The organism is Pantoea sp. X-Soil-ISGK-275 (genome assembly GCF_059730795.1).
The window spans coordinates 429,494-451,158 of record NZ_AP035977.1; the positions used below are offsets into that span (position 1 = coordinate 429,494).

26 protein-coding genes are annotated in these 21,665 nt (G+C 52.8%); 10 read left to right on the forward strand and 16 right to left on the reverse strand.

Annotation, left to right across the window (positions count from 1 at the left end; translation table 11 throughout):
- Positions 1-26 precede the first annotated feature (26 nt).
- Together AC6I8A_RS21360 and AC6I8A_RS21365 are read right to left on the reverse strand one after the other, a co-directional pair.
- The gene (locus AC6I8A_RS21360; RefSeq protein WP_256698710.1) at positions 27-422 is read right to left on the reverse strand and encodes a DUF4440 domain-containing protein; all 396 of its coding nucleotides are present in this window, start codon (positions 420-422) and stop codon (positions 27-29) included.
- Complete coding sequence (locus AC6I8A_RS21365) at positions 419-1,798, reverse strand: MFS transporter (protein WP_497819128.1); 1,380 nt, start codon at positions 1,796-1,798, stop codon at positions 419-421. The genes AC6I8A_RS21360 and AC6I8A_RS21365 overlap by 4 nt, the downstream gene beginning before the upstream one ends.
- Before the next feature lie 125 nt (positions 1,799-1,923).
- On the opposite strand from AC6I8A_RS21365, the gene AC6I8A_RS21370 reads away from it, so the two are divergent.
- Positions 1,924-2,829, forward strand: a complete 906-nt coding sequence (locus tag AC6I8A_RS21370) for a LysR family transcriptional regulator (protein ID WP_497819129.1) — start codon at positions 1,924-1,926, stop codon at positions 2,827-2,829.
- A gap of 28 nt (positions 2,830-2,857) precedes the next feature.
- On the opposite strand, the gene AC6I8A_RS21375 is transcribed toward AC6I8A_RS21370, so the two are convergent.
- Positions 2,858-3,121, reverse strand: a complete 264-nt coding sequence (locus AC6I8A_RS21375) for a DUF2798 domain-containing protein (protein ID WP_497819130.1) — start codon at positions 3,119-3,121, stop codon at positions 2,858-2,860.
- 128 nt (positions 3,122-3,249) lie between these two features.
- Between AC6I8A_RS21375 and AC6I8A_RS21380 the strand changes: the two genes are divergently transcribed.
- The 5 genes from AC6I8A_RS21380 (at position 3,250) to AC6I8A_RS21400 (ending at position 9,067) form a co-directional block, all read left to right on the forward strand.
- Positions 3,250-4,155 carry a LysR family transcriptional regulator gene (locus tag AC6I8A_RS21380; protein WP_256698706.1) on the forward strand — a complete coding sequence of 302 codons (906 nt, stop codon included), beginning with the start codon at positions 3,250-3,252 and terminating at the stop codon, positions 4,153-4,155.
- Between the two features lie 273 nt (positions 4,156-4,428).
- Positions 4,429-4,977 carry an aldehyde dehydrogenase iron-sulfur subunit PaoA gene (paoA, locus tag AC6I8A_RS21385; protein ID WP_436332164.1) on the forward strand — a complete coding sequence of 183 codons (549 nt, stop codon included), beginning with the start codon at positions 4,429-4,431 and terminating at the stop codon, positions 4,975-4,977.
- Positions 4,974-5,924 carry an FAD binding domain-containing protein gene (locus tag AC6I8A_RS21390; protein ID WP_497819131.1) on the forward strand — a complete coding sequence of 317 codons (951 nt, stop codon included), beginning with the start codon at positions 4,974-4,976 and terminating at the stop codon, positions 5,922-5,924. Before paoA ends, AC6I8A_RS21390 begins: the two co-directional genes overlap by 4 nt.
- A gap of 3 nt (positions 5,925-5,927) precedes the next feature.
- Positions 5,928-8,126, forward strand: a complete 2,199-nt coding sequence (paoC, locus tag AC6I8A_RS21395) for an aldehyde oxidoreductase molybdenum-binding subunit PaoC (protein WP_293793711.1) — start codon at positions 5,928-5,930, stop codon at positions 8,124-8,126.
- 17 nt (positions 8,127-8,143) lie between these two features.
- On the forward strand, positions 8,144-9,067 hold the full coding sequence (locus tag AC6I8A_RS21400; protein WP_497819132.1) for an XdhC family protein: 924 nt from the start codon (positions 8,144-8,146) through the stop codon (positions 9,065-9,067).
- Here the strand turns inward: AC6I8A_RS21400 and AC6I8A_RS21405 are convergent.
- Positions 9,054-9,629, reverse strand: a complete 576-nt coding sequence (locus tag AC6I8A_RS21405) for a nucleotidyltransferase family protein (RefSeq protein WP_497819133.1) — start codon at positions 9,627-9,629, stop codon at positions 9,054-9,056. The two genes, AC6I8A_RS21400 and AC6I8A_RS21405, sit on opposite strands and share 14 nt — an antisense overlap.
- Before the next feature lie 111 nt (positions 9,630-9,740).
- Between AC6I8A_RS21405 and AC6I8A_RS21410 the strand changes: the two genes are divergently transcribed.
- Entirely contained in the window at positions 9,741-9,962 is a 222-nt protein-coding gene (locus tag AC6I8A_RS21410; RefSeq protein ID WP_008106155.1) for a hypothetical protein, read from the forward strand.
- Between the two features lie 60 nt (positions 9,963-10,022).
- On the opposite strand, the gene AC6I8A_RS21415 is transcribed toward AC6I8A_RS21410, so the two are convergent.
- The 9 genes from AC6I8A_RS21415 to AC6I8A_RS21455 all read right to left on the reverse strand — a co-directional run bounded on the left by AC6I8A_RS21415 (position 10,023) and on the right by AC6I8A_RS21455 (position 16,156).
- Positions 10,023-10,163, reverse strand: coding sequence for a hypothetical protein (locus AC6I8A_RS21415; protein WP_265296730.1), 141 nt, complete (start codon positions 10,161-10,163; stop codon positions 10,023-10,025).
- A 226-nt stretch (positions 10,164-10,389) separates the two neighbouring features.
- The gene (locus tag AC6I8A_RS21420) at positions 10,390-10,854 is read right to left on the reverse strand and encodes a nucleoside deaminase (RefSeq protein ID WP_497819134.1); all 465 of its coding nucleotides are present in this window, start codon (positions 10,852-10,854) and stop codon (positions 10,390-10,392) included.
- Between the two features lie 244 nt (positions 10,855-11,098).
- Entirely contained in the window at positions 11,099-11,431 is a 333-nt protein-coding gene (locus AC6I8A_RS21425; RefSeq protein ID WP_497819135.1) for a hypothetical protein, read from the reverse strand.
- A 132-nt stretch (positions 11,432-11,563) separates the two neighbouring features.
- Positions 11,564-11,896 carry a hypothetical protein gene (locus AC6I8A_RS21430; RefSeq protein WP_256698697.1) on the reverse strand — a complete coding sequence of 111 codons (333 nt, stop codon included), beginning with the start codon at positions 11,894-11,896 and terminating at the stop codon, positions 11,564-11,566.
- Between the two features lie 160 nt (positions 11,897-12,056).
- Positions 12,057-12,317 carry a biofilm/acid-resistance regulator YmgB/AriR gene (locus AC6I8A_RS21435; protein ID WP_256698696.1) on the reverse strand — a complete coding sequence of 87 codons (261 nt, stop codon included), beginning with the start codon at positions 12,315-12,317 and terminating at the stop codon, positions 12,057-12,059.
- A gap of 443 nt (positions 12,318-12,760) precedes the next feature.
- Positions 12,761-14,110, reverse strand: coding sequence for a PTS cellobiose transporter subunit IIC (gene celB / locus AC6I8A_RS21440; protein WP_312182011.1), 1,350 nt, complete (start codon positions 14,108-14,110; stop codon positions 12,761-12,763).
- 31 nt (positions 14,111-14,141) lie between these two features.
- Positions 14,142-15,455 carry a 6-phospho-beta-glucosidase gene (locus AC6I8A_RS21445; RefSeq protein WP_497819136.1) on the reverse strand — a complete coding sequence of 438 codons (1,314 nt, stop codon included), beginning with the start codon at positions 15,453-15,455 and terminating at the stop codon, positions 14,142-14,144.
- On the reverse strand, positions 15,448-15,789 hold the full coding sequence (locus AC6I8A_RS21450; RefSeq protein ID WP_256698694.1) for a PTS lactose/cellobiose transporter subunit IIA: 342 nt from the start codon (positions 15,787-15,789) through the stop codon (positions 15,448-15,450). The genes AC6I8A_RS21445 and AC6I8A_RS21450 overlap by 8 nt, the downstream gene beginning before the upstream one ends.
- Positions 15,790-15,847: 58 nt before the next feature.
- On the reverse strand, positions 15,848-16,156 hold the full coding sequence (locus tag AC6I8A_RS21455) for a PTS sugar transporter subunit IIB (protein ID WP_061719412.1): 309 nt from the start codon (positions 16,154-16,156) through the stop codon (positions 15,848-15,850).
- Between the two features lie 288 nt (positions 16,157-16,444).
- Here AC6I8A_RS21455 and AC6I8A_RS21460 point away from each other — a divergent pair, with 288 nt between their 5' ends.
- Together AC6I8A_RS21460 and AC6I8A_RS21465 are read left to right on the forward strand one after the other, a co-directional pair.
- Positions 16,445-17,392, forward strand: a complete 948-nt coding sequence (locus AC6I8A_RS21460) for a MurR/RpiR family transcriptional regulator (protein WP_497819137.1) — start codon at positions 16,445-16,447, stop codon at positions 17,390-17,392.
- Positions 17,393-17,579: 187 nt separating this feature from the next.
- A complete protein-coding gene (locus AC6I8A_RS21465; protein ID WP_497819138.1) occupies positions 17,580-17,906 on the forward strand; it encodes a hypothetical protein in 327 nt (108 codons plus the stop codon).
- On the opposite strand, the gene AC6I8A_RS21470 is transcribed toward AC6I8A_RS21465, so the two are convergent.
- Entirely contained in the window at positions 17,893-18,033 is a 141-nt protein-coding gene (locus AC6I8A_RS21470; protein ID WP_008106109.1) for a hypothetical protein, read from the reverse strand. The genes AC6I8A_RS21465 and AC6I8A_RS21470 overlap by 14 nt on opposite strands.
- 71 nt (positions 18,034-18,104) lie before the next feature.
- Positions 18,105-19,238: a PSZ family class C beta-lactamase gene (gene blaPSZ / locus AC6I8A_RS21475; protein ID WP_479490958.1), complete on the reverse strand. Its 1,134-nt coding sequence runs from the start codon at positions 19,236-19,238 to the stop codon at positions 18,105-18,107.
- 116 nt (positions 19,239-19,354) lie between these two features.
- Between blaPSZ and ampR the strand changes: the two genes are divergently transcribed.
- Positions 19,355-20,233 carry a LysR family transcriptional regulator AmpR gene (gene ampR / locus AC6I8A_RS21480; protein ID WP_256698691.1) on the forward strand — a complete coding sequence of 293 codons (879 nt, stop codon included), beginning with the start codon at positions 19,355-19,357 and terminating at the stop codon, positions 20,231-20,233.
- A 27-nt stretch (positions 20,234-20,260) separates the two neighbouring features.
- On the opposite strand, the gene clcA is transcribed toward ampR, so the two are convergent.
- Positions 20,261-21,649, reverse strand: coding sequence for a H(+)/Cl(-) exchange transporter ClcA (gene clcA, locus AC6I8A_RS21485; protein ID WP_497819139.1), 1,389 nt, complete (start codon positions 21,647-21,649; stop codon positions 20,261-20,263).
- Between the last annotated feature and the right edge of the window lie 16 nt (positions 21,650-21,665).

Consider the following 21,665-nt stretch of genomic DNA (forward strand, 5'->3'; position numbering starts at 1 on the left):
TGATCATTTTAAATACAAAACAAAGCTTAATCGAGATGCATCGATGTTTCATGTAGATGTCGCCAGATCACCGATCCATCCTGATTTAGTTCAAACACAACTGTCGAAAAACGAAGTGTAGCCGCCAGCTCGCAAATTTTCTGCCGTTCTTTATAGGTTACGATTGCCCCCCCTTCACTCTCAGCAACAATCTGCAAATCAGTGATTTCAATATTAAGGCCCGGTCGTGCGCCACGCTGAGTGCGAAAGAAACTATTCAATTGGTTGAAGTTGAGTAATACACCCCCCGTCGTCATCATCGAATACGCTGGACTAAAGCGAGCGAGTAATTTCTCGCAAACCTCATCATCCGCTGCTGAATTTCCCAGCCAATTGCGGATGAGTTCATGCGCATCCATTACTTCCTTGAAATAACGATTCATTTTTGCTCCTGTTTTAAAGTAAATATAATGTCCTGATTAGCTATGCGGAAACAACATGCTATGGGTATAACGGCGCTGCATGCCGCTATGGCAAAACACAGATGATAGGCTTGGTATGTTGGAACCCCGGTGTCGGCTATAACGTTAAATAACAGACTGATGAGGGTAACGCCCAGACAGAAGCTGAGCTGACGATTGATATTCCAAATGGCGCTGGCATCAGCAAGTTCATTCTCTGCTATTTGAATGAAAGCAGAACTTTGTGCCGTGCTACTGCATAAGCTCCCACCGAATCCCATCAGTGTGAAGGCCGATATACATATCACAACATCAGCATCATGACCTGACATGGCCAGTAGCCCAATGCCTGTCGCCTGAATCAGACAACCCGAAATAAATAACGGGCTTGGCCCAAATGTATTGAATTTTTTGCCGGTCAACGTGATCGCCGCAAACGATGCTAGTGACCATGGTAGCATCATGGCTCCGACTAATGAGGCATGCATGCCAAGCTGGTTTTGCAGGTAGAGCATAGCGATCATACTCACTCCCATGAATAAACCTGGTATGAACTGGTAAATCAGCATCGCGGTCTGTAAGAGAGGATCTTTTACCAGGCGCAAGTTTAGGAGAGGATGCGTTTTATGCATGGCATTCCATACGTATCCGGCCATGATGAATGAGCCCAACAGTAGCAGTAGACCACCTTGCTGGAAATGCTGAGAGTCACCCAGATACGTCAGTCCAAAAAGTATCAAGGTCAATCCTGTACAACCGCCGATCAAACCTCCTACATCCAGGCTCTCATGATTTTCGCGACGTTGGTCTGATTTAAGCCAGCATGCGGCTAATGCAAGGGCGATAACTGACAGCGGTACACTTGCAAAAAATACCCAGCGCCAGCTGAGGCTTTCAACCAATATCCCTCCGATAACTGGCGAGAGTGCTGGCGCAAGTAACGCTACTAACATCACAGCAGAAGATAATCGTGCGCGTTCATGACTTTTAAACAACGCATAGGTCATTGTTTGCTCCAGAGGAATCAACATGCCACCGCCCATTCCCTGTATCCCTCGCCAGGTAATCAACTGTACTAGCGATGAAGACGACCCCACACCACAACTCCCAATAATGAAAATCATCAGGGAAACCATAAACAGGCGCTTAGTGCCAAAACGTTTAGCCAGGTAATTGCTAAGCGGTATTACCAGCGTAAGCGCCAGAATATAGCTGTTACTTATCCACGCCAGTTGATTCACCGGCGAGTCAAACTCACGAGCAATTTCAGGATAAGCAACATTGGCAATAAACATGTTTACCAGGTCGATAAAAAATCCTAGCAAATATACACAGCCCACACGTACACGATAAGTCATCTTTTTCTCATCAAAACAGCATAATGCGTGAACTATAGGAACATTAGTTACCATGATAAATGCGCATTCGGTTGTTACACTGTCAAAGATATTTTGACAGTCGGATTCTTTAATGGGAGTAACTGATGATTAATCTGCAGCGTCTTGAGATGTTTGTTGCAGTGGTAGAAGCCGGTAGTTTCACTAAAGCAGCCGATACGCTGGGGCTGACTAAAGCGGTAGTCAGCTTCAATATTAAACAGCTTGAAGGTGAGCTGGGTGTCTCATTGCTGACTCGTAGCACGCGACGTGTGTCTGCTACGGACAGTGGAGAAAGGTTTTATCAGCGTTGCCGGCAACTTCTGCAGGATGCTGAACGCGTCCTTGATGAAGTACGACGCGATCATACCGGATTGATTGGATTATTACGCATTACCACTACACCCGAGTATGGATCGCGAGTGGTTGTGCCGGCTCTGGCAGAATTTTCATCCAGACATCCACAACTGCGTATTCAACACGTTTCATCATCAAAGAATGACGACCTTATTTCTGGACGTTTTGATGTGGCAATCCGGCTTGGCCAACTTGCCGATTCAAGTCACCATGCACGGCTCATCGATCGCTTCGATATTTATCCCGTAGCTTCCCCAGACTATCTCAACACTGTGAAAGACCATCCCATTACCACTCTGGAGCAACTTGCTGATGCGAGATGGATTGCACATAGCCGTCTGTCAGCACCATTGAGCTGGCAAGTTACAACACCATCCTGTGAAAGCGTGATTTTCAACGTGCATAGTCCCGCCACAATCATGGCCGACAATGCGGCATCACTCCTGGCTTTTGCTCTAGGAGTGGCTGGCATTGCCCTCTTACCTGCGTGGCTTGTAAAGGAAGAGTTGCGCCTGGGGAAGTTAATCCAACTACTGCCAGATCATCATTTTCCCCGCCAGGGAATTTATGCGCTCTACCCCAACACTCGCCATGTACCTGAAAAAGTACGAGCGTTCATCGACTTTTTGCAAAACAGAGTTGTATGCGCTCAATGAGAACTGACACGAGCGAGTTGCAAACCCTTCAATGACCTTGCACCGTCAACCCGACTAACCGGACCACAATCGGGCGTACCACGAGTATGCAAACAAAAGCTGCTGGCATCGCAACTTGATATGCATTCATCACATTTTCCATATAATGCGGGCTAATACCAAATTCGGCGAAGGTGATGACCAGGCTCATCAGAAACGCCATGATGGTCGCCATGTAAAGCGCAAAGATGTAAGGTGAAACATGTTTTGGCAGGCGTCTGCGTGCGGTATTTTTCTCAATGGCTGCTGTCATAACGCTATCCTGTTTAGTCAGTTTAAGCAAAACAGCCGGTAACCTATCAAGCGAATCATGATGCGGGTAGAACACTGCTGCTTTAATCATTATTAAGTAAAAGCAACGAATCGCATAATGAGGGATGTATGGACTTACTGGGATTGATTAACACGTTTATCCGCGTAGTGGAAAACGGCAGCATTGCCGCCGCCGCGCGCGCGAAAGGAATGAGTCCAGCGGCGGTCAGCCAGAGCGTTGCGCGTCTGGAGACACATTTAGGCGTGCGATTGTTATCACGCACCACCCGCAGTATGACGTTAACCGAGAGCGGTAAACGCTACTTTGAAAAAGTCCGACATATTCCCCAGGACATTGACCTTGCCTCGCAGGCTGCGGCGATTGAAACCAAACCGCAGGGCTCACTTTGCATCGCCACTACGGCCGCTTTTGGCAGACACGTTCTTGCCCCGCTGATGCCCGCTTTTAAACAAACTTACCCCGATATTGATATCGAACTGATCAGTACCGACCGCAATGTCGATCACCGTTTAGAAGGCGTCGACGTCAGTATTCGTATTGAGGCGCAACTAAACGATCAACTCATCGCCCGTAAAATTGCCTCATTACCCTTTATTTTCTGCGCTGCACCCGCTTATCTGGCGCGCGCGGGCATTCCTAAAATGCCTGAAGAGCTGAGCCAGCACGCATGTTTAGTTTTCCGCTATCCAACCGATGGACGCTTTCTTCCGTGGACGTTTATGGTCAACGGCCAGCCGGTGAACGCAAAGCTCAATCCAGAGTTCATCAGTGACGATATTGATATCATTGCGAAAATCGCCGAAAACGGCGGTGGCATTGCCCGGCTGGCGAGTTTTATCGCTCAACCGTTGATTGAGCGGGGCCAACTCATAGCTTTGTTCCACTCAGATCAAGGAGATAAAAGCGATGTTGCGGCTTTGCCAATGAATATTTATGCCTGTGTTAACGAGCGTTCGGCGCTAAATTCCAAGGTAAGAGCGTTCATCGCCTTTTTGGAACAACAGCTCGTCTAAGACAAACTTAAATCCAACATATTGGGTGTAAAAGCCACTTGAGGCCAATAAAACACACTATGTTGGATTTATATCGATGTCATCGTGACCCCATTTTGTCATAGGCTTTTCACTCCCATTTAACCGCCCCTACCTGCTTTTATTACTCTCGCTCATAAACCCATTCAGTGATTGCCGATAGTGCTTTTGCAGATGCCGACTATGCTTACCCTTCTAAAACCATACAAAAATAAGTTGTACCTCAACATTTCACCCTTTTACTGGAGGTTTGGCATGAGCAGCCAACACTTAACAACACCCGCGCCTGCAATGTTGCCAATCAGCTTCAAAGTCAACGGCATACAGCAGCAATTAGATGTGGATACCCGCACCACGCTGCTGGATGCGTTGCGTGAGCACCTGCATCTGACCGGCACCAAAAAAGGCTGCGATCACGGTCAATGCGGCGCCTGTACGGTGATGGTCAACGGTCGTCGCATCAATTCGTGCCTGACGCTCGCCGTGATGCAGCAGGATGCGGAAATTACCACTATTGAAGGTTTGGGAAATCCTGACGAGCTGCATCCCTTGCAGGCGGCATTCATTAAGCATGATGGTTACCAGTGCGGCTACTGCACGCCGGGGCAAATCTGTTCCTCGATGGCGGTGCTGGAAGAGATCAAAGCGGGCATTCCCAGCCACGTCACCCACGATTTAGTCTCCGCACCGCAACTCACCGCGGATGAAATCCGCGAGCGTATGAGTGGCAATATCTGTCGTTGCGGGGCCTATTCCAACATTCTTGCGGCGATAGAAGATTACGCGGAGGGCCTGGAATCATGAAAGCCTTCACCTATCAGCGGGTAAAAACCCCGGCCGAAGCCGCTACCAGCGCCCTGCAACATACCAATGCCAAATTCATCGCGGGCGGCACCAATTTGCTCGACCTGATGAAGCTGGAGATTGAAACACCCGCACATCTTATTGATGTGAATGGCCTTGAGCTGGACAAAATCGAAGCCACGGCGGATGGCGGATTACGCATCGGCGCACTGGTGCGTAACACCGATCTGGCGGCCGATGCGCGCGTTCGCCGCGATTATGGCGTGCTGTCACGCGCGTTAGTGGCTGGCGCTTCCGGTCAGTTGCGTAATCAGGCGACCACCGCAGGAAATTTGCTGCAGCGTACGCGTTGTCCCTACTTCTATGATACCAACCAACCGTGCAACAAACGTTTGCCCGGCAGCGGCTGCGCGGCGCTGGACGGCTTTAGTCGCCAGCATGCGGTGGTCGGTACCAGTCAAGACTGTATCGCCACCCACCCGAGCGATATGGCAGTGGCGATGCGTTTGCTGGATGCGGTGGTAGAAACGGTCAGCCCGGATGGCAGTGAGCGCAACATCCCGATTGCTGAATTCTATCGCGCGCCTGGCAACACGCCGCATCTGGAAACCGTGCTCAATCCTGGCGAGCTGATTGTTGCGGTTTCACTGCCGGCACCGCTGGGCGGCACACACATTTACCGTAAGGTGCGCGATCGCGCCTCCTACGCTTTTGCGCTGGTCTCGGTCGCCGCCATCATTCAGCCGGATAACTCCGGTCGCGTGGCGCTCGGTGGCGTGGCACATCAGCCGTGGCGGCTGGAAGAGGCGGATAACGCGGTGATTCAGGGCGCTAAGGCGGTGAGCGTTCGGCTGTTTGCCACGGCACAACCCACCGCTGAAAACGCGTTCAAAATCATTCTGGCGCAGCGCACGCTCGCTTCCGTATTGGCAGAAGCGAGGGGATAACTGATGAAATTCGAAAAACCCGCAGGCAATAATCCGATTGATCAGCTCAAAGTGGTCGGTCAACCACTTAATCGTATCGACGGACCGCTGAAAACCTCCGGCCAGGCGCATTACGCTTACGAATGGCATAACGAAGCGCCCGACGCGGCGTACGGCTATGTGGTCGGCGCGCCGATCGCCAAAGGGAAAATCACCGCCATTGATGTGCAAGCCGCGCAAAATGCGCCGGGCGTCTTAACGGTGGTGACAGCTAACAACGCAGGAAAACTGGGTAAAGGCGATAAAAATACGGCCCGTTTGTTGGCTGAAGATACCATCGAACACTATCATCAGGCGGTCGCATTGGTGATTGCCGAGACGTTTGAGCAGGCGCGTGCCGCGGCGAGTTTAGTCAAGGTGGATTATCAGCGAGAGCACGGTGTTTATAATCTCGCGCAGCAAAAGCCGGGGGTCACTTCCTCTCCCGAAGACACGCCTGACAAGGCCGTGGGTGATTTCGCCGCTGCGTTTGCTGCGTCTGACGTCAACTTAGATGCGCACTACACCACGCCGGACCAGAGTCATACCGCGATGGAACCGCACGCCTCGATGGCAACATGGCAAGGTGACAAACTCACCGTCTGGACCTCGAATCAGATGATCGACTGGTGCCGCACCGATCTGGCCGCCACGCTCAACATGCCGATGGAAAAGATCCGCATCGTGTCGCCTTATATCGGCGGCGGCTTTGGCGGCAAGCTGTTCCTGCGCAGCGATGCGGTGTTAGCTGCGTTGGGCGCGCGCGCCGTTCAGCGTCCGGTCAAAGTGATGCTGCCTCGGCCACTCATCGCCAATAACACCACGCATCGACCGGCCACCATTCAGCACATCCGCATCGGCACCGATCAATCCGGTAAGATTCAGGCCATCGCGCATGAAAGCTGGTCCGGTAATTTGCCGGATGGCACACCGGAAACTGCCGTGCAGCAGACGGAACTGCTTTACGCCGGTGCTAACCGCTTTACCGGATTACGACTGGCCACGCTGGATCTACCTGAAGGTAACGCCATGCGCGCACCGGGCGAAGCGCCGGGATTGATGGCGCTGGAGATTGCCATCGATGAAATGGCGGAAAAAGTCGGGATCGATCCCATCGCTTTCCGCATTCTCAATGATACGCAGGTCGATCCGGCCAAACCCGAGCGCCCTTTCTCCCGACGTCAGTTGGTTGAGTGTTTGAACACCGGCGCCGAGCGGTTTGGCTGGTCAGGTCGCAACGCTAAACCGGCGATGGTTAAGGATGGGCGCTGGTTGGTCGGCATGGGCGTTGCAGCGGGCTTTCGTAACAACATGGTGACGTCTTCCGGTGCGCGCGTGCATCTGGATGGTAAAGGCATCATCACCGTTGAAACCGACATGACCGACATCGGCACCGGCAGCTACACCATCCTCGCACAAACCGCGGCGGAGATGATGGGCGTGCCGATTGAGCGCGTGGTGGTTCGCTTAGGCGATTCTGACTTCCCGGTTTCTGCCGGTTCCGGCGGCCAATGGGGCGCGAACACCTCAACCTCCGGCGTTTACGCCGCCTGCGTGAAATTGCGTGAAGCGGTCGCCAGCAAACTGGGCTTTGACGCGCAACGCGCCACCTTCAGCGAGGGTCAGGTGCATGACGGCAACCAGAGCGCGACGCTCGCCCAGGCCGCCGCCGAAGCCATCATCACCGTGGAAGATACCATCGAGTTTGGCGATCTTGACGAGCAATATCAGCAATCCACTTTCGCCGGACACTTCATCGAAGTCGGCGTGGATGTCGCCACCGGCGAAGTGCGTGTGCGGCGCATGCTGGCGGTTTGTGCCGCCGGACGCATTCTCAATCCCAAAACCGCGCGCAGTCAGGTGATTGGCGCTATGACGATGGGCCTAGGTGGCGCGTTGATGGAGGAACTGTTCGTCGATGAGCGCCTCGGGTATTTCGTCAACCACGATATGGCGGGCTACGAAGTGCCGGTTCACGCCGATATCCCGCAGCAGGAGGTGATTTTCCTTGATGACACCGATCCCATCTCATCACCGATGAAAGCCAAAGGCGTCGGTGAACTGGGCTTGTGCGGCGTCAGCGCGGCAATCGCCAATGCCATTTACAACGCCACCGGGGTGCGCGTGCGTGACTATCCGGTCACGCTGGATAAGTTACTTAAAGGCTTGCCCGCCCTTGTCTAACGCTGAGGAGAAGCGCAGTGCAGCAGCTACTGATTGATGACGATCTGCAACCGCAGATTAAGCCGCAGCAGGCTTTGCAGACCGATGACAGCGAAACCATTCTGCGCTTTGCATTAGAAGCAATGGAGGCGGATTTCGCCGTCGTGTTGATCACCCTGGTTGAAATCCGCGGCGGCGCGGCGCGCGCCTTGGGTGCGCAAATGGTGGTGCGGGAAGATGGCCGCTATTGCGGCTATGTTTCCGGCGGCTGCGTAGAAGCAGCGGCTGCTTACGAAGCGTTGCAGGTTATCGCCAGCGGAAAAGATCGCGTTGTACGCTATGGCGAAGGATCGCCTTATCTGGATATTGTGCTGCCCTGTGGTGGTGGGATCACGCTGGCTTTCCATCGGCTACGAGATGCGCAGCCGTTGAGAAACGTGCTGGATCTGCTGGCAAAGCGGCAACCCGCTGCGCTGTGCTATTTGCCGAAGTTTCAACGGCTGGCTAGCGCGGATTACGCTGAGATATCCGGCTGGCAGGATGATGCCTTTATCACTCGCTATCTGCCAAAAACGCGTGTCGCGGTATATGGACGTTCAGTCGAAGCGCTAGCGACCACATCCATTGCGCAGGCCGCCGGCTACGAAGTGCTATCCGGCGAGGATGTGCAGACGCAGAATCTCGATCCCTTCACGGCGGTGATTTTGCTCTATCACGATCTGGATCGTGAACTGCCGGTGCTGCTGGCGGCACTGCGTTCTGCGCCCTTCTATATCGGTGCATTAGGCAGCCTACGCACGCATGCAACGCGCGTTGAGAAACTGCTGTCGCTGGGATTTAGGGAAGATGAGATTGCCCGCATCAAAGCGCCGATTGGCATCTTTGCGCAGGCGAGAGATGCTCGCACGCTGGCATTGTCAATTGTTGCCGATGTCGCGGCGGCCCGGCTCAACGTGGTTTAGCTAACACATCAATATCAAGGTGCACATCGGCATCCGCTTCAAGGGTGACCAGTAAGCGCGCATCCAGCAGCGCTCTGGCGCCCTCATCGCCGTGCAAATGGCGTAACGCCTCAGCGTAGCGCCGATCAAACCCGACCGGATGGCCGGGTTTTCCTTTGTAAGTAAAACGAACCTGCGCCGCGCCCTGCTCCAGCGCCTCATTGACTCGCCGATGATGCGCCGCCGTTAGCCACGGCATATCACCCAGCGTAATGATCCATCCATTCCAGCGATCGGTCATCGCTACGCCCGCCGCAATCGATTCACCGCTGCCGCCGCTTTCACACAGCACAAGCTGCACGCCCGCGCGTTCAGCATGTTCTCGCACCGCCAGATAATCTGGACGCGTCACCAGCGCTACCGGCAATTCGCTCAGCTTCGCCTGTTCGATGACGGTTTCAATCACCGACTTCGCCTCATCGCCCATGCTGGCAAGCAATTTATTACCGCTGCCGCCGCTGGCGATATAGCGCGAACCTTGACCTGCCGCGAGGATTAAAATGCCTGCTGATGATGTGATCATTTTTGTTAAAACCTTTATGGCATAAAGATATTTTTGCTTACAGTTTAATACGTTAAGTTCACCGAGGATAACTACAATCAGCATGTCGATAATGAATAAGGAAGTAAACCAATGCGTAAATTTTCTCTGATTGTATTGACTGCGGGCGTGTTGCTGTCGGTCACTTCTCAGGTTGAAGCCAAGGGCTGTATTAAAGGTGCGGTAGTCGGCGGTGTTGCGGGCCACATGGCGCATCACGGCGTGGCTGGCGCGGCCGCCGGTTGTGCCGTTGGTCATCATATGGCGAATAAAAAGCAGAAAGAAGAAGATAGTAAACAGCAGCAATCTAAGTAATAACCTGAGCTGCCTGCGCCAGCAGGCAGCTCGACTCACGCATTACAACCGCTTTGGCGATCAGCGATTGATGGTTGCCTGCATCTGCGCTAAGTAGCGGTGGCCGATCACCGGCATTTTTGCCAGTAATGTTTCAATCTCTGTAATATCCGCCGCACTAAGCGTTAACGCCGCGCCGCCAATATTTTCATCGAAATCCAATGCTGCGCCATATCCAAATTTTAGTCCTATGCAACCAAACTCCAGGATAGAGACTTCCAGACCGCCCGTTCCTAAGTTCCTGATTTACGTTTTTGCATTTGTACTCTTGAGTGCTGAAATCAGCATCGACAAGTAGAGAAGGCGCATGTATATGCCGGTAGAGCGGTTTGAGCAGCGTTCATTACCGGGGCAACGCGCAGCACGGGCTGCGCGTGAATATCCTTTATTACTTATTTAATATTTGCCAACTTTTATACACATCTAATGCCTGAGGTCGTGGATCATATTTCATCGGCAAACGACGTTGTTCAATCGGTTTACTGTATTCGTCGTAGAAAGTGTCAAGTTCAAAGTATTTGCGGTCGTCGCGATAATAGGTTGAATACTCCTCGCGTTTAGTGATGTAAATAACTTGCTTTGGACTGCAATAATAAAGCGCGCCTAAGCACATTGGACATGGGCTGGCGAGAATATAAATGTCGCAGTCGGTGAGATTTTCGCTGCCTGTTTCGCGGCAGGCTTCGCGAATGGCCAGAATTTCAGCATGAGCGGTGGGATCGTTGGTCTGAGCTACGCGGTTCGCGCTTTCAGCGATCACCTTGCCATCACGGACAATGACCGTTGCAAACGGGCGACCGCCCTCTTCAACATTCTTCATGGCTAACTGGATGGTACGTTGTACAAAATCCATTCCTTCCTCACTTATATCCAATAAACTGGCCCATTAATAACGATGAATTATTTAGCCTGGTTTAGTTTTTTAGAATGCGAAAGCAATGGTCTGGTTGAACGTATACGATTTAACCATTGAGTGAGTAAGATTTTATTTCAGAGGGCGGCTTTGCTGGATATCCTTACGTAATTCGGGCTGCCTGGATATTTCAGTGCGCCAGCCATTGGCCGGTGCGGTCTTCGCGCTTGGTGAGTAGATTGATTTACTGACAAGGCACCGACATTTCCGGCTGCAACGCCAAAATCAGAACCGGCTTGTTAAGGCTTTGCACCAGAGGAAGCACGGTAGAACTGAGCGCATAGGTGGTGATGTATAACACCACAACGTCAACATTCTCCTTAGAGAACAATTGCGTCGCCTGCTCGGTTTTCTCACTGTTATCGATCAGGCCGGCATCCACAGTCTCAGCGTTGTAAGTTCGTAGCCGCCGGGATACCACAGCAAGATAGTGCTCAAGTTGCTCCTTGAGCCCAGCAAACTGTGGCCAGTAGGTTTCAAGTCCGATACCAAAAAGTCCGACTTTAATGTTGTCCACAACCATTCCTCGCACTGGAAAGAGAAGCTTTCCATTGTGCGAATTTATCGTTGGGAAACCTGTGTCATGCTGACAAGCAAAAGCCATTCATGGCAGGAGACCAATAATCAGCCTGTAATGGCTCGCAGATTTTTACATCCCACGTTGGTTGTGCAAATAGCCCGGCAGAATTTCAAGTTCTGTTTGATGGTTTATCCGCGAGGAAGCTGTGTTTCTGGCTAAAGGCGTAATTTCTCGCAGCTTCATTTCACGGTTTACTTTTGGCAGCCATTCTTCGAACTGTTTGGCGTAGGAATCTGCCAGATGTTGATCATGGGTACGCCCCACGAAAAGCTTACTTTTAGCGAGACGGGAAATATCCGTGGCATATATCTCATAGAGATCGCCGCACTGCTGAATTTCTATTGCGGTGAAATGCATATTTGGCCAGAAACTCACTTTTGCAGAAAAATTGCTGTAATTCATAAAATATCACTTGTTGATGGATTTATCTGTGTGCCAGATTATTCTGGTCGGTCCAGTCATTATAACGCTTTTCTCAAGGTTTAATACTGTCAGATAATTCCTGAACTTTTGAAATTGAAAACCAGTTTAATACTGATAATCCTATTAATGGGAGAATATCTTAGCCTGAAAATCCATCATCGTCTGGCGTCTTTCCGAGCACGATTTGCAGGGTATTACGCAAGCAATCCTGGAAAATCACATCATTGGTGCTCTCAAGTTCTGCCAGCAGATAGGCGATAATGCTTTTATTAGTAACAGTTTTTTTGTCTTTTATGATCGCCGTAATGACTGAACCCAATATTTCGGCCTCAGATTTTAGCTGTGCAGAACCGCAATTAAAATAGGCGATAAAATCGGTACTGATATTCATTTTTTGCATGCATTTCCCCTGGCGACATTAGTGCCAGCATTTTATTTAGTGGTGTTAAGATTAATGGAATGGTCTGAAAAGAAAGACCAATAGAGATCTAACTAAACTGATTGAGTTTAATAAAAAGAGGTTGTTATTAATTTTAGAAAAAAAATCTATCAAGAGAGCCTGCTGAGGTTAATGATTGAATGCGTAAATTTCAGTGGGATAGTTGTCTCATCACTGCTTGCCGACAAAAATATACAAAGGTGTAATAAGAGTACAGAATTTTCTTTTAGGAAAAACGTTTTAAATTTAATCATTTGAAATAAAATCAGCAATAACAGTCAGTTGCGTGATAGTTAGACCTCAAAGAGAATTGTAAATTAGTCCTTTCCCGTGATTAATTTGCATTTCGGGCAACCAATTTCTGAGAGGCAGAAGCACACATTCATGCGCTTCTGCCTATTAATTCAAGACGTTACCGCTTCGCTTACCACTTTCGCTTGCTGCAGGCTCGCTTCTTCCTCGCGGAACTTCAGTCGATCCCAGACGCGGAAGAACGGATAGTAAATCACCAGAGAAATCGTCAGATTGACCACCTGCAATACGGTGCCAGAAATGTGCCCGCCGGTTGCCAGATAACCGCTAACGAAAATCGGTGTGGTAAATGGCAGCGCAATGCCCGCTGGAGGTGCCACTAAACCGGTGCTCATCGCCGCCCATGACACAATCACCAACACCACCGGCGTCAGGATGAAAGGCAGAAACAAATACGGGTTCATCACCAGCGGGATGCCGAACACCAATGGTTCGCTGATGTTGAACAGCGCCGCTGGAGCGGCAATTTTACCGAGCTGCTTCATCTGACGACTGCGTGAGCGGATCAGCATAAAGATCACCAATCCCAGCAGCGCGCCGGTGCCGCCCGGCGCAATCCATAAATCGTAAAACTGCTGGGTAAAGATGTGCGGGATCGGTTGGTTATGCTGGAACGCCTCAAGGTTTTCACTCATATTCGATAGCCAAACCGGCTGAATAAACACCAGCACTATTGCATCGCCGTGCAGCCCAAGCGTCCAGAGAATGCCAATCAGCAGCACTGAGAAAATCATGCCGGGGAGCGTGCCACCGACGTGATGCATCGGCAGACCAATCACAGTCGCAATCAGGTTATTGATATCGCCGAACGGTGAGGCTTCCACCGCCAGACGAAGCATCAACACCACTGCCAGCACACAGAAACCCGGCACCAGCGCGAGGAAGGATTTCGCCACCGCTGGCGGCACGCCTTCTGGCATCTTGATCACCAGATTACGGTTATGCACAAAGCGATAAATCTCAGTGGAAAGCAGTGCAATGACGATAGCCACGAACAAGCCCTGGCTGCCAATCAGCGAAATCGGCAACACGCCGGTGACCAACTGCGTCGGCGCGCCTTCCACCGGAGCAAACAGCGTCTGCTGCGGAATGGTCATCACAAATGCCACTAACGCCATCGCGCCGCTGGTGAGCGGATCGAGCGTGCGATACTTCTCCGCCAAACGGTAGGCAATACCGAAGCTGGAGATCAGTGCCATGATGTCGTAGGTGGCGCGCACCGGATAAAGCAGTTTGTTGCGCCACGTGTCGCCAAACAGATCCGCCATCAAATGGCCCCACGCTGGAATCGGCAGATAGGCGAAGATCAGGAAGAAGCTGCCAATCAGCATAAAAGGCATGTTGAGAATGATGCCGTCACGCACGGAGAGCACATGCTTCTGACCGGCAATTTTCAGTGCGACGGGCAAGACATAACGGTCTATAAAAGTACGATTAGACATAAGTGTTCCTCTGGCTCGGTGGCGCAACGGATTATGGCGTGGCGAACTGCGGCAACCACAGCTTATTAAGGGTCAGCACTTCTTCCAGCAACGCTTCGGCGGTCGCGACATCACCGACTAACGGATTGCCAAGCAGCGCCAGCAGCGCTTGCTGACGATCGCCGTGCACGGCGGCTTCGATGGTCAAACGTTCAAACGCTTTGATCTGCTGCGTCAGGCCATTCATCAGCGGCGGCAACTCGCCAAACACCAGCGGATGCGCGCCTTGCGCATCTACCAGGCAGTTCACTTCCACCACCGCATCATCCGGCAGACCATGAATCGCGCCGTTGTTGCGGCAGTTCACCACCAGATTGTTGCCACTGTCGTTATGAATCGCGCTGATCAGCTCAACCGCCACTTCGGAGTAATACGCGCCGCCACGAAAACTCAGTTGTTCAGGTTTGTGCGCCAGATGCGGATCGGCGTACAGCTCGAACAGCTCGGCTTCCACTTTCATTACCTGCTCCGCGCGCGTGCCTTCGTGACCGTTTTGCGCTTTCTCCTGCTCTTCAGCCAGCATCTGCGGCGTTTGCCAGTAATAGCGATGATACGGGCACGGAATCGCCTTGAGCGCGCGCAGGAACTGCGGCGACCATGGCATATCTTTGATGTTATTCATGGTGAGCGATTGGCCATCGCACAGTTGTTCAATCACCTGTGAAGTGACATCCTCGCCGCGACAGGTCACCTGATGCACCCATACCAGATGATTGAGCCCGGCGAAGCGCAGTTGCACCTCATCCCAGGACGCGTCGAGCATGCCGGCAATCATGTGGTGCATATTCACCGGCACATTACACAGGCCGATAATTTTCGCCTTGCTGTAGCGCGACACCGCTTCCGTCACCATCCCCGCCGGATTGGTGAAGTTGATGATAAAGGCATCTGGCGCCAGCTCTTCCACTTTGCGCGCCACGTTAAGCATCACCGGAATGGTGCGCAGCGCTTTGGCAAAACCGCCCACGCCGGTGGTTTCCTGGCCGAGTCGTCCATATTTCAGCCCGAGGCGCTCGTCTGCGGCACGCGCGGCGAGTTGACCCACTCGCAGCTGCGTCAGCACAAATCGGGCGCCGCGAATCGCTTCATCGAGTTCAAAATGCACGCTGACTTTCACCTGCTCCAGCCCATTTTGCTGCAGCATACGGCGAGTGAGATCGGCGATGACATGTACCTTTTCACGCCCCTGCTCGACATCCACCAGCGCCAGTTCCGTCACCGGCAGCTGCGCATAACGATTGATGATCCCTTCTACCAACTCCGGAGAATAGCTGCTGCCACCACCAATAATGGCCATCTTAAGCATTCGTGCCTCCTGCCGCAGTGCGGCGGTAAAGTTCAATGATTTCGCCTGCCAGATCCTGAATCAGCATGGCGTTCATCAGATGATCCTGGGCATGGACCAGAATCAGCGTGACGGGCAACTTGCCGCTGCCTTCGTCCAGACCAATCAGCGCGGTTTGCTGCTGGTGCGCCGCACTAATGCTTTCACTCGCCGCCGCCAACTGCTGTTGCGCCTCGCTGAAGCGCCCTTCTCGTGCCAGCCGCAGCGCGCTGATTGCCGCGCTGCGCGCTGCGCCGGCTTGCACCAGCAGCAGCATAATTCCCTCTTCAAACTCGATAGCCACGATTTCAGACATGCAAAATCCCCCACAGCACAAGCCGTGTAATGTCGGTTAGATGGGTTAAAACGGACAGTTAGGCGGTGTGTAACGCCAGCGCTTTATCAAGCACCTGTTCGCCACGCATCATGCCGTAATCCATCATGTCGATGACGGCGACAGATTTGCCCTGCGGCGCGGCAATGGCGGTAAGACGGGCAGCTTCGAACTGCACCTGCGGGCCGAGCAGAACGACATCGGCATCCGGCAGAATACGTTCGAATTCCGCCACCGGCACAGCTTTGATATCGATCTCCAGACCGCGACCTAAAGCAGCGTGCTGCATTTTGCTCACCAGCATGCTGGTGGACATGCCTGCAGCACAGCAAAGTACGATGCGCATAATTTCTTCTCCTGTGATTTGTCCCGGCCATTTAAGACCCGTCTCAGAGAAGCTGTAAAGTGGCTACGGGCAGATGATTTTCTGATGGTTTGATAATTTACTAATATAAATCATAGACATATGACAAAATACATCATGAAAATATTTTTCACGAGTGTGATCTTAACCGTAATTTAACAGTAACAACCCTGACAATCGGCGATGAAAAACGGTATTCCGATGAAAAAAAACTCAACATGAAAAATTATTTCATGCATGATGGACGCTCGCTAATGAGGATGTGATGAGCTGATGGATATTGTCTGGCAATTACGGCAGCAATCGGAGCGCGCGGATGCGCAGGAATCGAGGCTGGCGCGTTTTTTTCTGGCTAAATTGGGTGCGACTGAGCAGGCCACCATGGAAAGTCTCGCCACGCAGGCTGGCGTGAGTCCGGATGTGCTGCGACGCTTTGCCACGTCGGCAGGCTGTCAGGATCTCGATGATTTTCTTCGTCAGGTGCGTAAAGCCGGTCAGCAACAGGACGTGGAATTGATTGATGTCATTCGCCAGCGGCAATCATCGCTCAGCCAGCAGGAGAAACGCGTTGCCGAGGCGATTCTCAGCGACACCGCTTTTGCTGCCTCCGCCACCATCGAACAACTTGCCGGACGTGCCGAAGTTAGCGCCGCCACCATCACCCGCTTTGCCCGTTCGCTGGGTTGCGAAGATATCCGCGATTTACGCATGCGGCTGGCACGCGCGCCACAGCAGCGAACCAGTAACGCCATTGCGCCCATCGATGCGATTACTCAGGCGTTAAGTCAGCAATACGCGCAAGCGGAAACCGCAACCTGGCAACGTGCCGCAGAGATGTTGCACAAGGCCAGAAGCGTGCTGCTAATTGGCGCGTCGGGGCCACAGACCGCGCTGGTGGCGGAAGTCCATCAGCGTCTGCAAAGCGCTGGATTGCCCATCGCATGGATTCAGGATGACAACCTGCTGAGCATGACACTGAGTCGTTTACAGCCGGATGATCTGTTGCTGATTCTCGCGCCTGACGCGGTTAACAGCCACGTGCTCAGCACGGTACACCATGCCCATATTCAAAAAACGCCGGTGATCGCGCTCTGTGCGCAGACCTTAGACCTGGCGAATCAGGCCGATATCTGGCTGCCGCTGCCAGAGGCAAAAAACGCACGGCGTTACGGCATTTTGTTTGCGCTGGATCGGTTGGAGTCAGCAATAACTATTCCTTAAGTAAAACTACAGCATCCTGAAATTTGCAAAAGTAAAACGATCCGCGGGCTGTTCAACAGGCGCTCGGCAAGCATCATCTGGCGTTAGCCGATGCCATTTGGCTGTTGTTTGAAGGTGTTCTCACTTCAGCGTTAATTATTGGTGCTTCGCAGGCGTGCGAAGCCGGTAAAAACGCCGCTCTGCAGCTTTGCCGCTTACTGCGTGGCAGTGCTGCCTCGCCGTTCCCTTGCTGCTTCTGGCGTTCAGCCATCACTACTCAGTTTGGCTATTTCCCGCCGTGGCATTGGGTGGCGCCGCGTACGTCACGCTCTCGGGCGTATTGCTGGTGTGGGGCGCAGCAGCAACGGAAAATGTCCCCGCCATCGGCGTAGGCATGCTGTTCTTCATGTTGGCGACGGGCCAGGTCATTGGATCGCTACTGTTCGGACAACTCTATGCGCAGGCAGGCGCGTCAACCGTATTAACACTGTTTGCCGCCCTGCCGTTACTGGTGATGTTGATTATTCGTCGTTAAACGGATCTTTTTTGTCATCTTCGCTGTCATCGCGCGTTCTGGGAATCTCACCGTGTTCACTGGGATTGTCCTTAGCGGGATGTTTTTCATCATTCACGTCACGTTTATCTTTTGGGTGATGGCTCATTTGCAGCTCCTTGGTTAATCACCCATTAAGTGTAGTTGATCTAAATGGGGCGAAAAGTTCGCCCCACCCGCTTACTGCAACGCTTTCAGGATCTGCATCGCCGCTTTAACCCGCTCGGTATTGGGATAATTTTTGTTCGCCAGGATCACAATGCCGACCTGCTTCTCTGGAATAAAGGCGACATAAGCCCCAAATCCGCCCGTTGCGCCGGTTTTATGCACCCACGACGCGGTGACACGCGGATGTGCTTTCGCATCCCTTACCGGCTGCGGACCGAGCGCTACCTTGTTATCCGCGCCCTTCACTGCCATGTCTGCCTGAGCGGGCCAATTCAGCATTTCCCACCCCAACCCCTGATATAACGCATCGGTACGATAGAAACGCGTTTGCGCGAAATTCAGCGCCTGCTGCAGCGTTTGGTCTTTTACCTGCTGCGGATCCATGTTGGCCTGCATCCAGCGCGCCATATCTTTAATTGACGACTTCACGCCATAGGCTTCGGCATCCAACATGCCCGGCGACACGCGCACCGGCTTGCCTTCGCGGTAACCCCATGCGTAAGCATCCTTCTCACTGTCCGGCACGGTGATAAAGGTGTGCTTAAGCTGCAGCGGCGTAAACACGCGTTGCTGCATTGCTTGCTCAAATGTCAGCCCGCTGGGTTTCGTCGCCAGCCAGCCAAACAAGCCGATGCTGCTGTTCGCATACTGACGCGTGTTGCCCGGCGCCCATTGCGGTTGCCATTGTTGATAGAAGTTCGCCAGCGCCTTTTCATCGGTCACGACATCAGGAACCTGCAACGGCAAGCCGCCGGCGGTGTACGTCGCCAATTGCAGCAGCGTGATGTCACGCCACTGCGGCGTATTCAGCGCCGGCCAGTATTGACTGGCGCGATCGCTCAGTGCGATCTCGCCTTTGTTCACCGCGACGCTACTCAGCACGCCGGTGAAGGTTTTACTCACCGAACCCAGTTCAAACAGCGTATCTTGCGTGACCGGACGCTGCTGTTTTTCATCCGCCATACCCCAGGTGAAATAGTGCGGCTGGCCTTTAACCACCACCGCCACCGCCATGCCGGGAATGGCTTGCTGCTGCATCAGCGGTTTGATGGCCTGATCAACGATGGCGTCCACATCAGGCGTCGCAGCGAACGCCATTGAGCACGCCGATGTCAGTGCTGTTGCTATCAAAGTTTGAGAAATCAATTTCACTGTTATTAACCTTCCGGGTTGTTGTTCCGCGGGCAGTTTGCCCACTTTGACAGGCAGCAACAAACTGTTAATTTTAGCGTCAGACAATAGAAATTCTTACAGGTCACCGCATGACTCGCCCTTATATTCCACTTAACGCGCTCAGAGCCTTTGAAGCCGCCGCACGTCATCTAAGTTTTACTAACGCTGCTATTGAGCTGCATGTAACCCATGCAGCCGTAAGTCAGCAGGTGAAATCGCTGGAGCAGCAGCTCGGCTGCCAGCTGTTTGTGCGGGTATCGCGCGGATTGATGTTGACCACCGAAGGCGAAAGCCTGTTGCCGGTATTAAACGATTCATTCGATCGCATTGCCGATACGCTGGATCGCTTCTCATCGGGTCAGATGCGCGAGAAATTAAAGGTCGGCGCGGTGGGAAGCTTTGCCACCGGTTTGCTGTTGCCGCTTTTAGAAGATTTTAACCGCCGCTATCCGCACATAGAGCTGCAACTCTCCACCCACAACAATCGCGTCGATCCAGCCGCCGAGGGCCATGATTACACCATTCGCTTTGGCAGCGGCGCCTGGCACGGCACCGAAGCGCAGTTTATTTGTTCAGCCCCGTTATCGCCGCTGTGTAATCCCGCCATTGCCCGGCAGTTGCAGCAGCCTGCAGACGTGCACAAATTCACCCTATTGCGATCGTTCCGCCGTGATGAGTGGAGCCAATGGCTGCACAGCATTAATGAACATGCGCCATCACCTGCGCATCCGGTGATGATTTTTGACTCATCCCTGACGATGATCGAAGCGGCATTACTGGGCGCGGGGATTGCGCTGGCACCGGTGAAAATTTTCAATCACCTGCTGCAAAGCGAGAGGCTGGTGCGCCCTTTCGCCGCAGAAATCGATCTCGGCGGCTACTGGTTAACGCGTTTGCAGTCGCGACCTGAAAGCACCGCAATGACGGCGTTTTCAGATTGGTTGATGAATGCGCATCAGACGTCGTAGGGTCGCCATTCATGGCGACCGATTCACCTACTGCACATTTATCTGTTTCGCTTTCGCCAGCGTGCGCGCAAGAATTGAGGAGTACAGCGGTTTGCCGCCGAAGAATTGCGCGGCCAGCGTCGCGCCGAGACAGGTAATGATCATCGGCAAAATCAGCTGATAATTGTTGGTCATCTCCAGCACCAGCACAATGCCGGTCAGCGGCGCACGCACCGAGGCCGCAAACAGCGCGCCCATACCAGCCACGGCAAAGGTTGCTGGCTCCAGATGCAAACCCGGCAACCACTGCATGCAGAGTTGGCCGAAGCAGGTACCTAACAGCGTGCCCAACGTCAGCATCGGGGCAAAAATACCGCCCGGCGCGCCGGAGGAAAAACAGCAAATAGTTATCAACGTGCGCAGTGCGAAAATGGCAAAGAGCGCCAGCGCGCTGTAAGCTCCGCTGGAGAAATCAGGAATCAGCGCAATCCCGCCGTTAATCGCTTGTGGCAGAAACAGACCAATCACGCCACACATCCCCGCCAGCAAACTTCCCCACAGCACCCAGGGTGCAACGCGGCCTTTATGCAAACGCTGAAACTGATCCTGCGCGAGGAAAATGAAGCGGTTAAACGCCACGCCGCAGCCACCAAATAACACGCCCAACACTAAATAAAGCCACAGCGTATTGGTTGGCGCATCCTGCAGCTGACCAATATTAATGATTGCTTCGTTGCCATTACACACGCGGAAAACAATGCTGGAAACGATAACGCCAACAAACACCGCTTTGATGGAAATCAGGCTGTAGCGAAACTGCGGACGCATCTCTTCGATAATAAACAGGATGCCGGCCAGCGGCGCGTTGAAAGCGGCCGACAAACCAGCTGCAGCGCCGGTTGCCAGCAACGTGTGGCGAGACTCAGAAGATTTTACGCGGAACAGATCAACACACATGCCGCCGATATTGCCGCCCAGTTGCACGGTCGGTCCTTCGCGACCCAGCACCATGCCTGATCCTAACGCACCCATGCCGCCGATAAATTTCACCGGCAGCACGCGCCACCAGCGCACCGGACGAAGTTCCTCCAGCGCGCCTTCAATTTCGGGAATGCCCGATCCGCCCGCTTCCGGCGCGAAACGTCGCACCAGCAAGTAGCCGACAGCGCCTAATAGCGCAGAGAGCATAAACGCGCCGGCGATTTTCACCAGCAGATTGTCACCCGCACCCTCAAGCCAGCTTAAGCGCATATGCACCACAAAATTGACGGCTTTATCAAAGGCCACGCCAACTAAACCGGTTAACACACCGACCAGCGCGGCCAGCAGCAACAGCGCGACGGGCGTTTTGTCGCGGCGTAGTAGTTTCTGCATCAGTAAGAAGCGCCCAGCACGTAAGGTCGTGTTGGGCTCTGCGGAGTGACCGTTGGCAGGCATGCAAATCCTCTGTTTT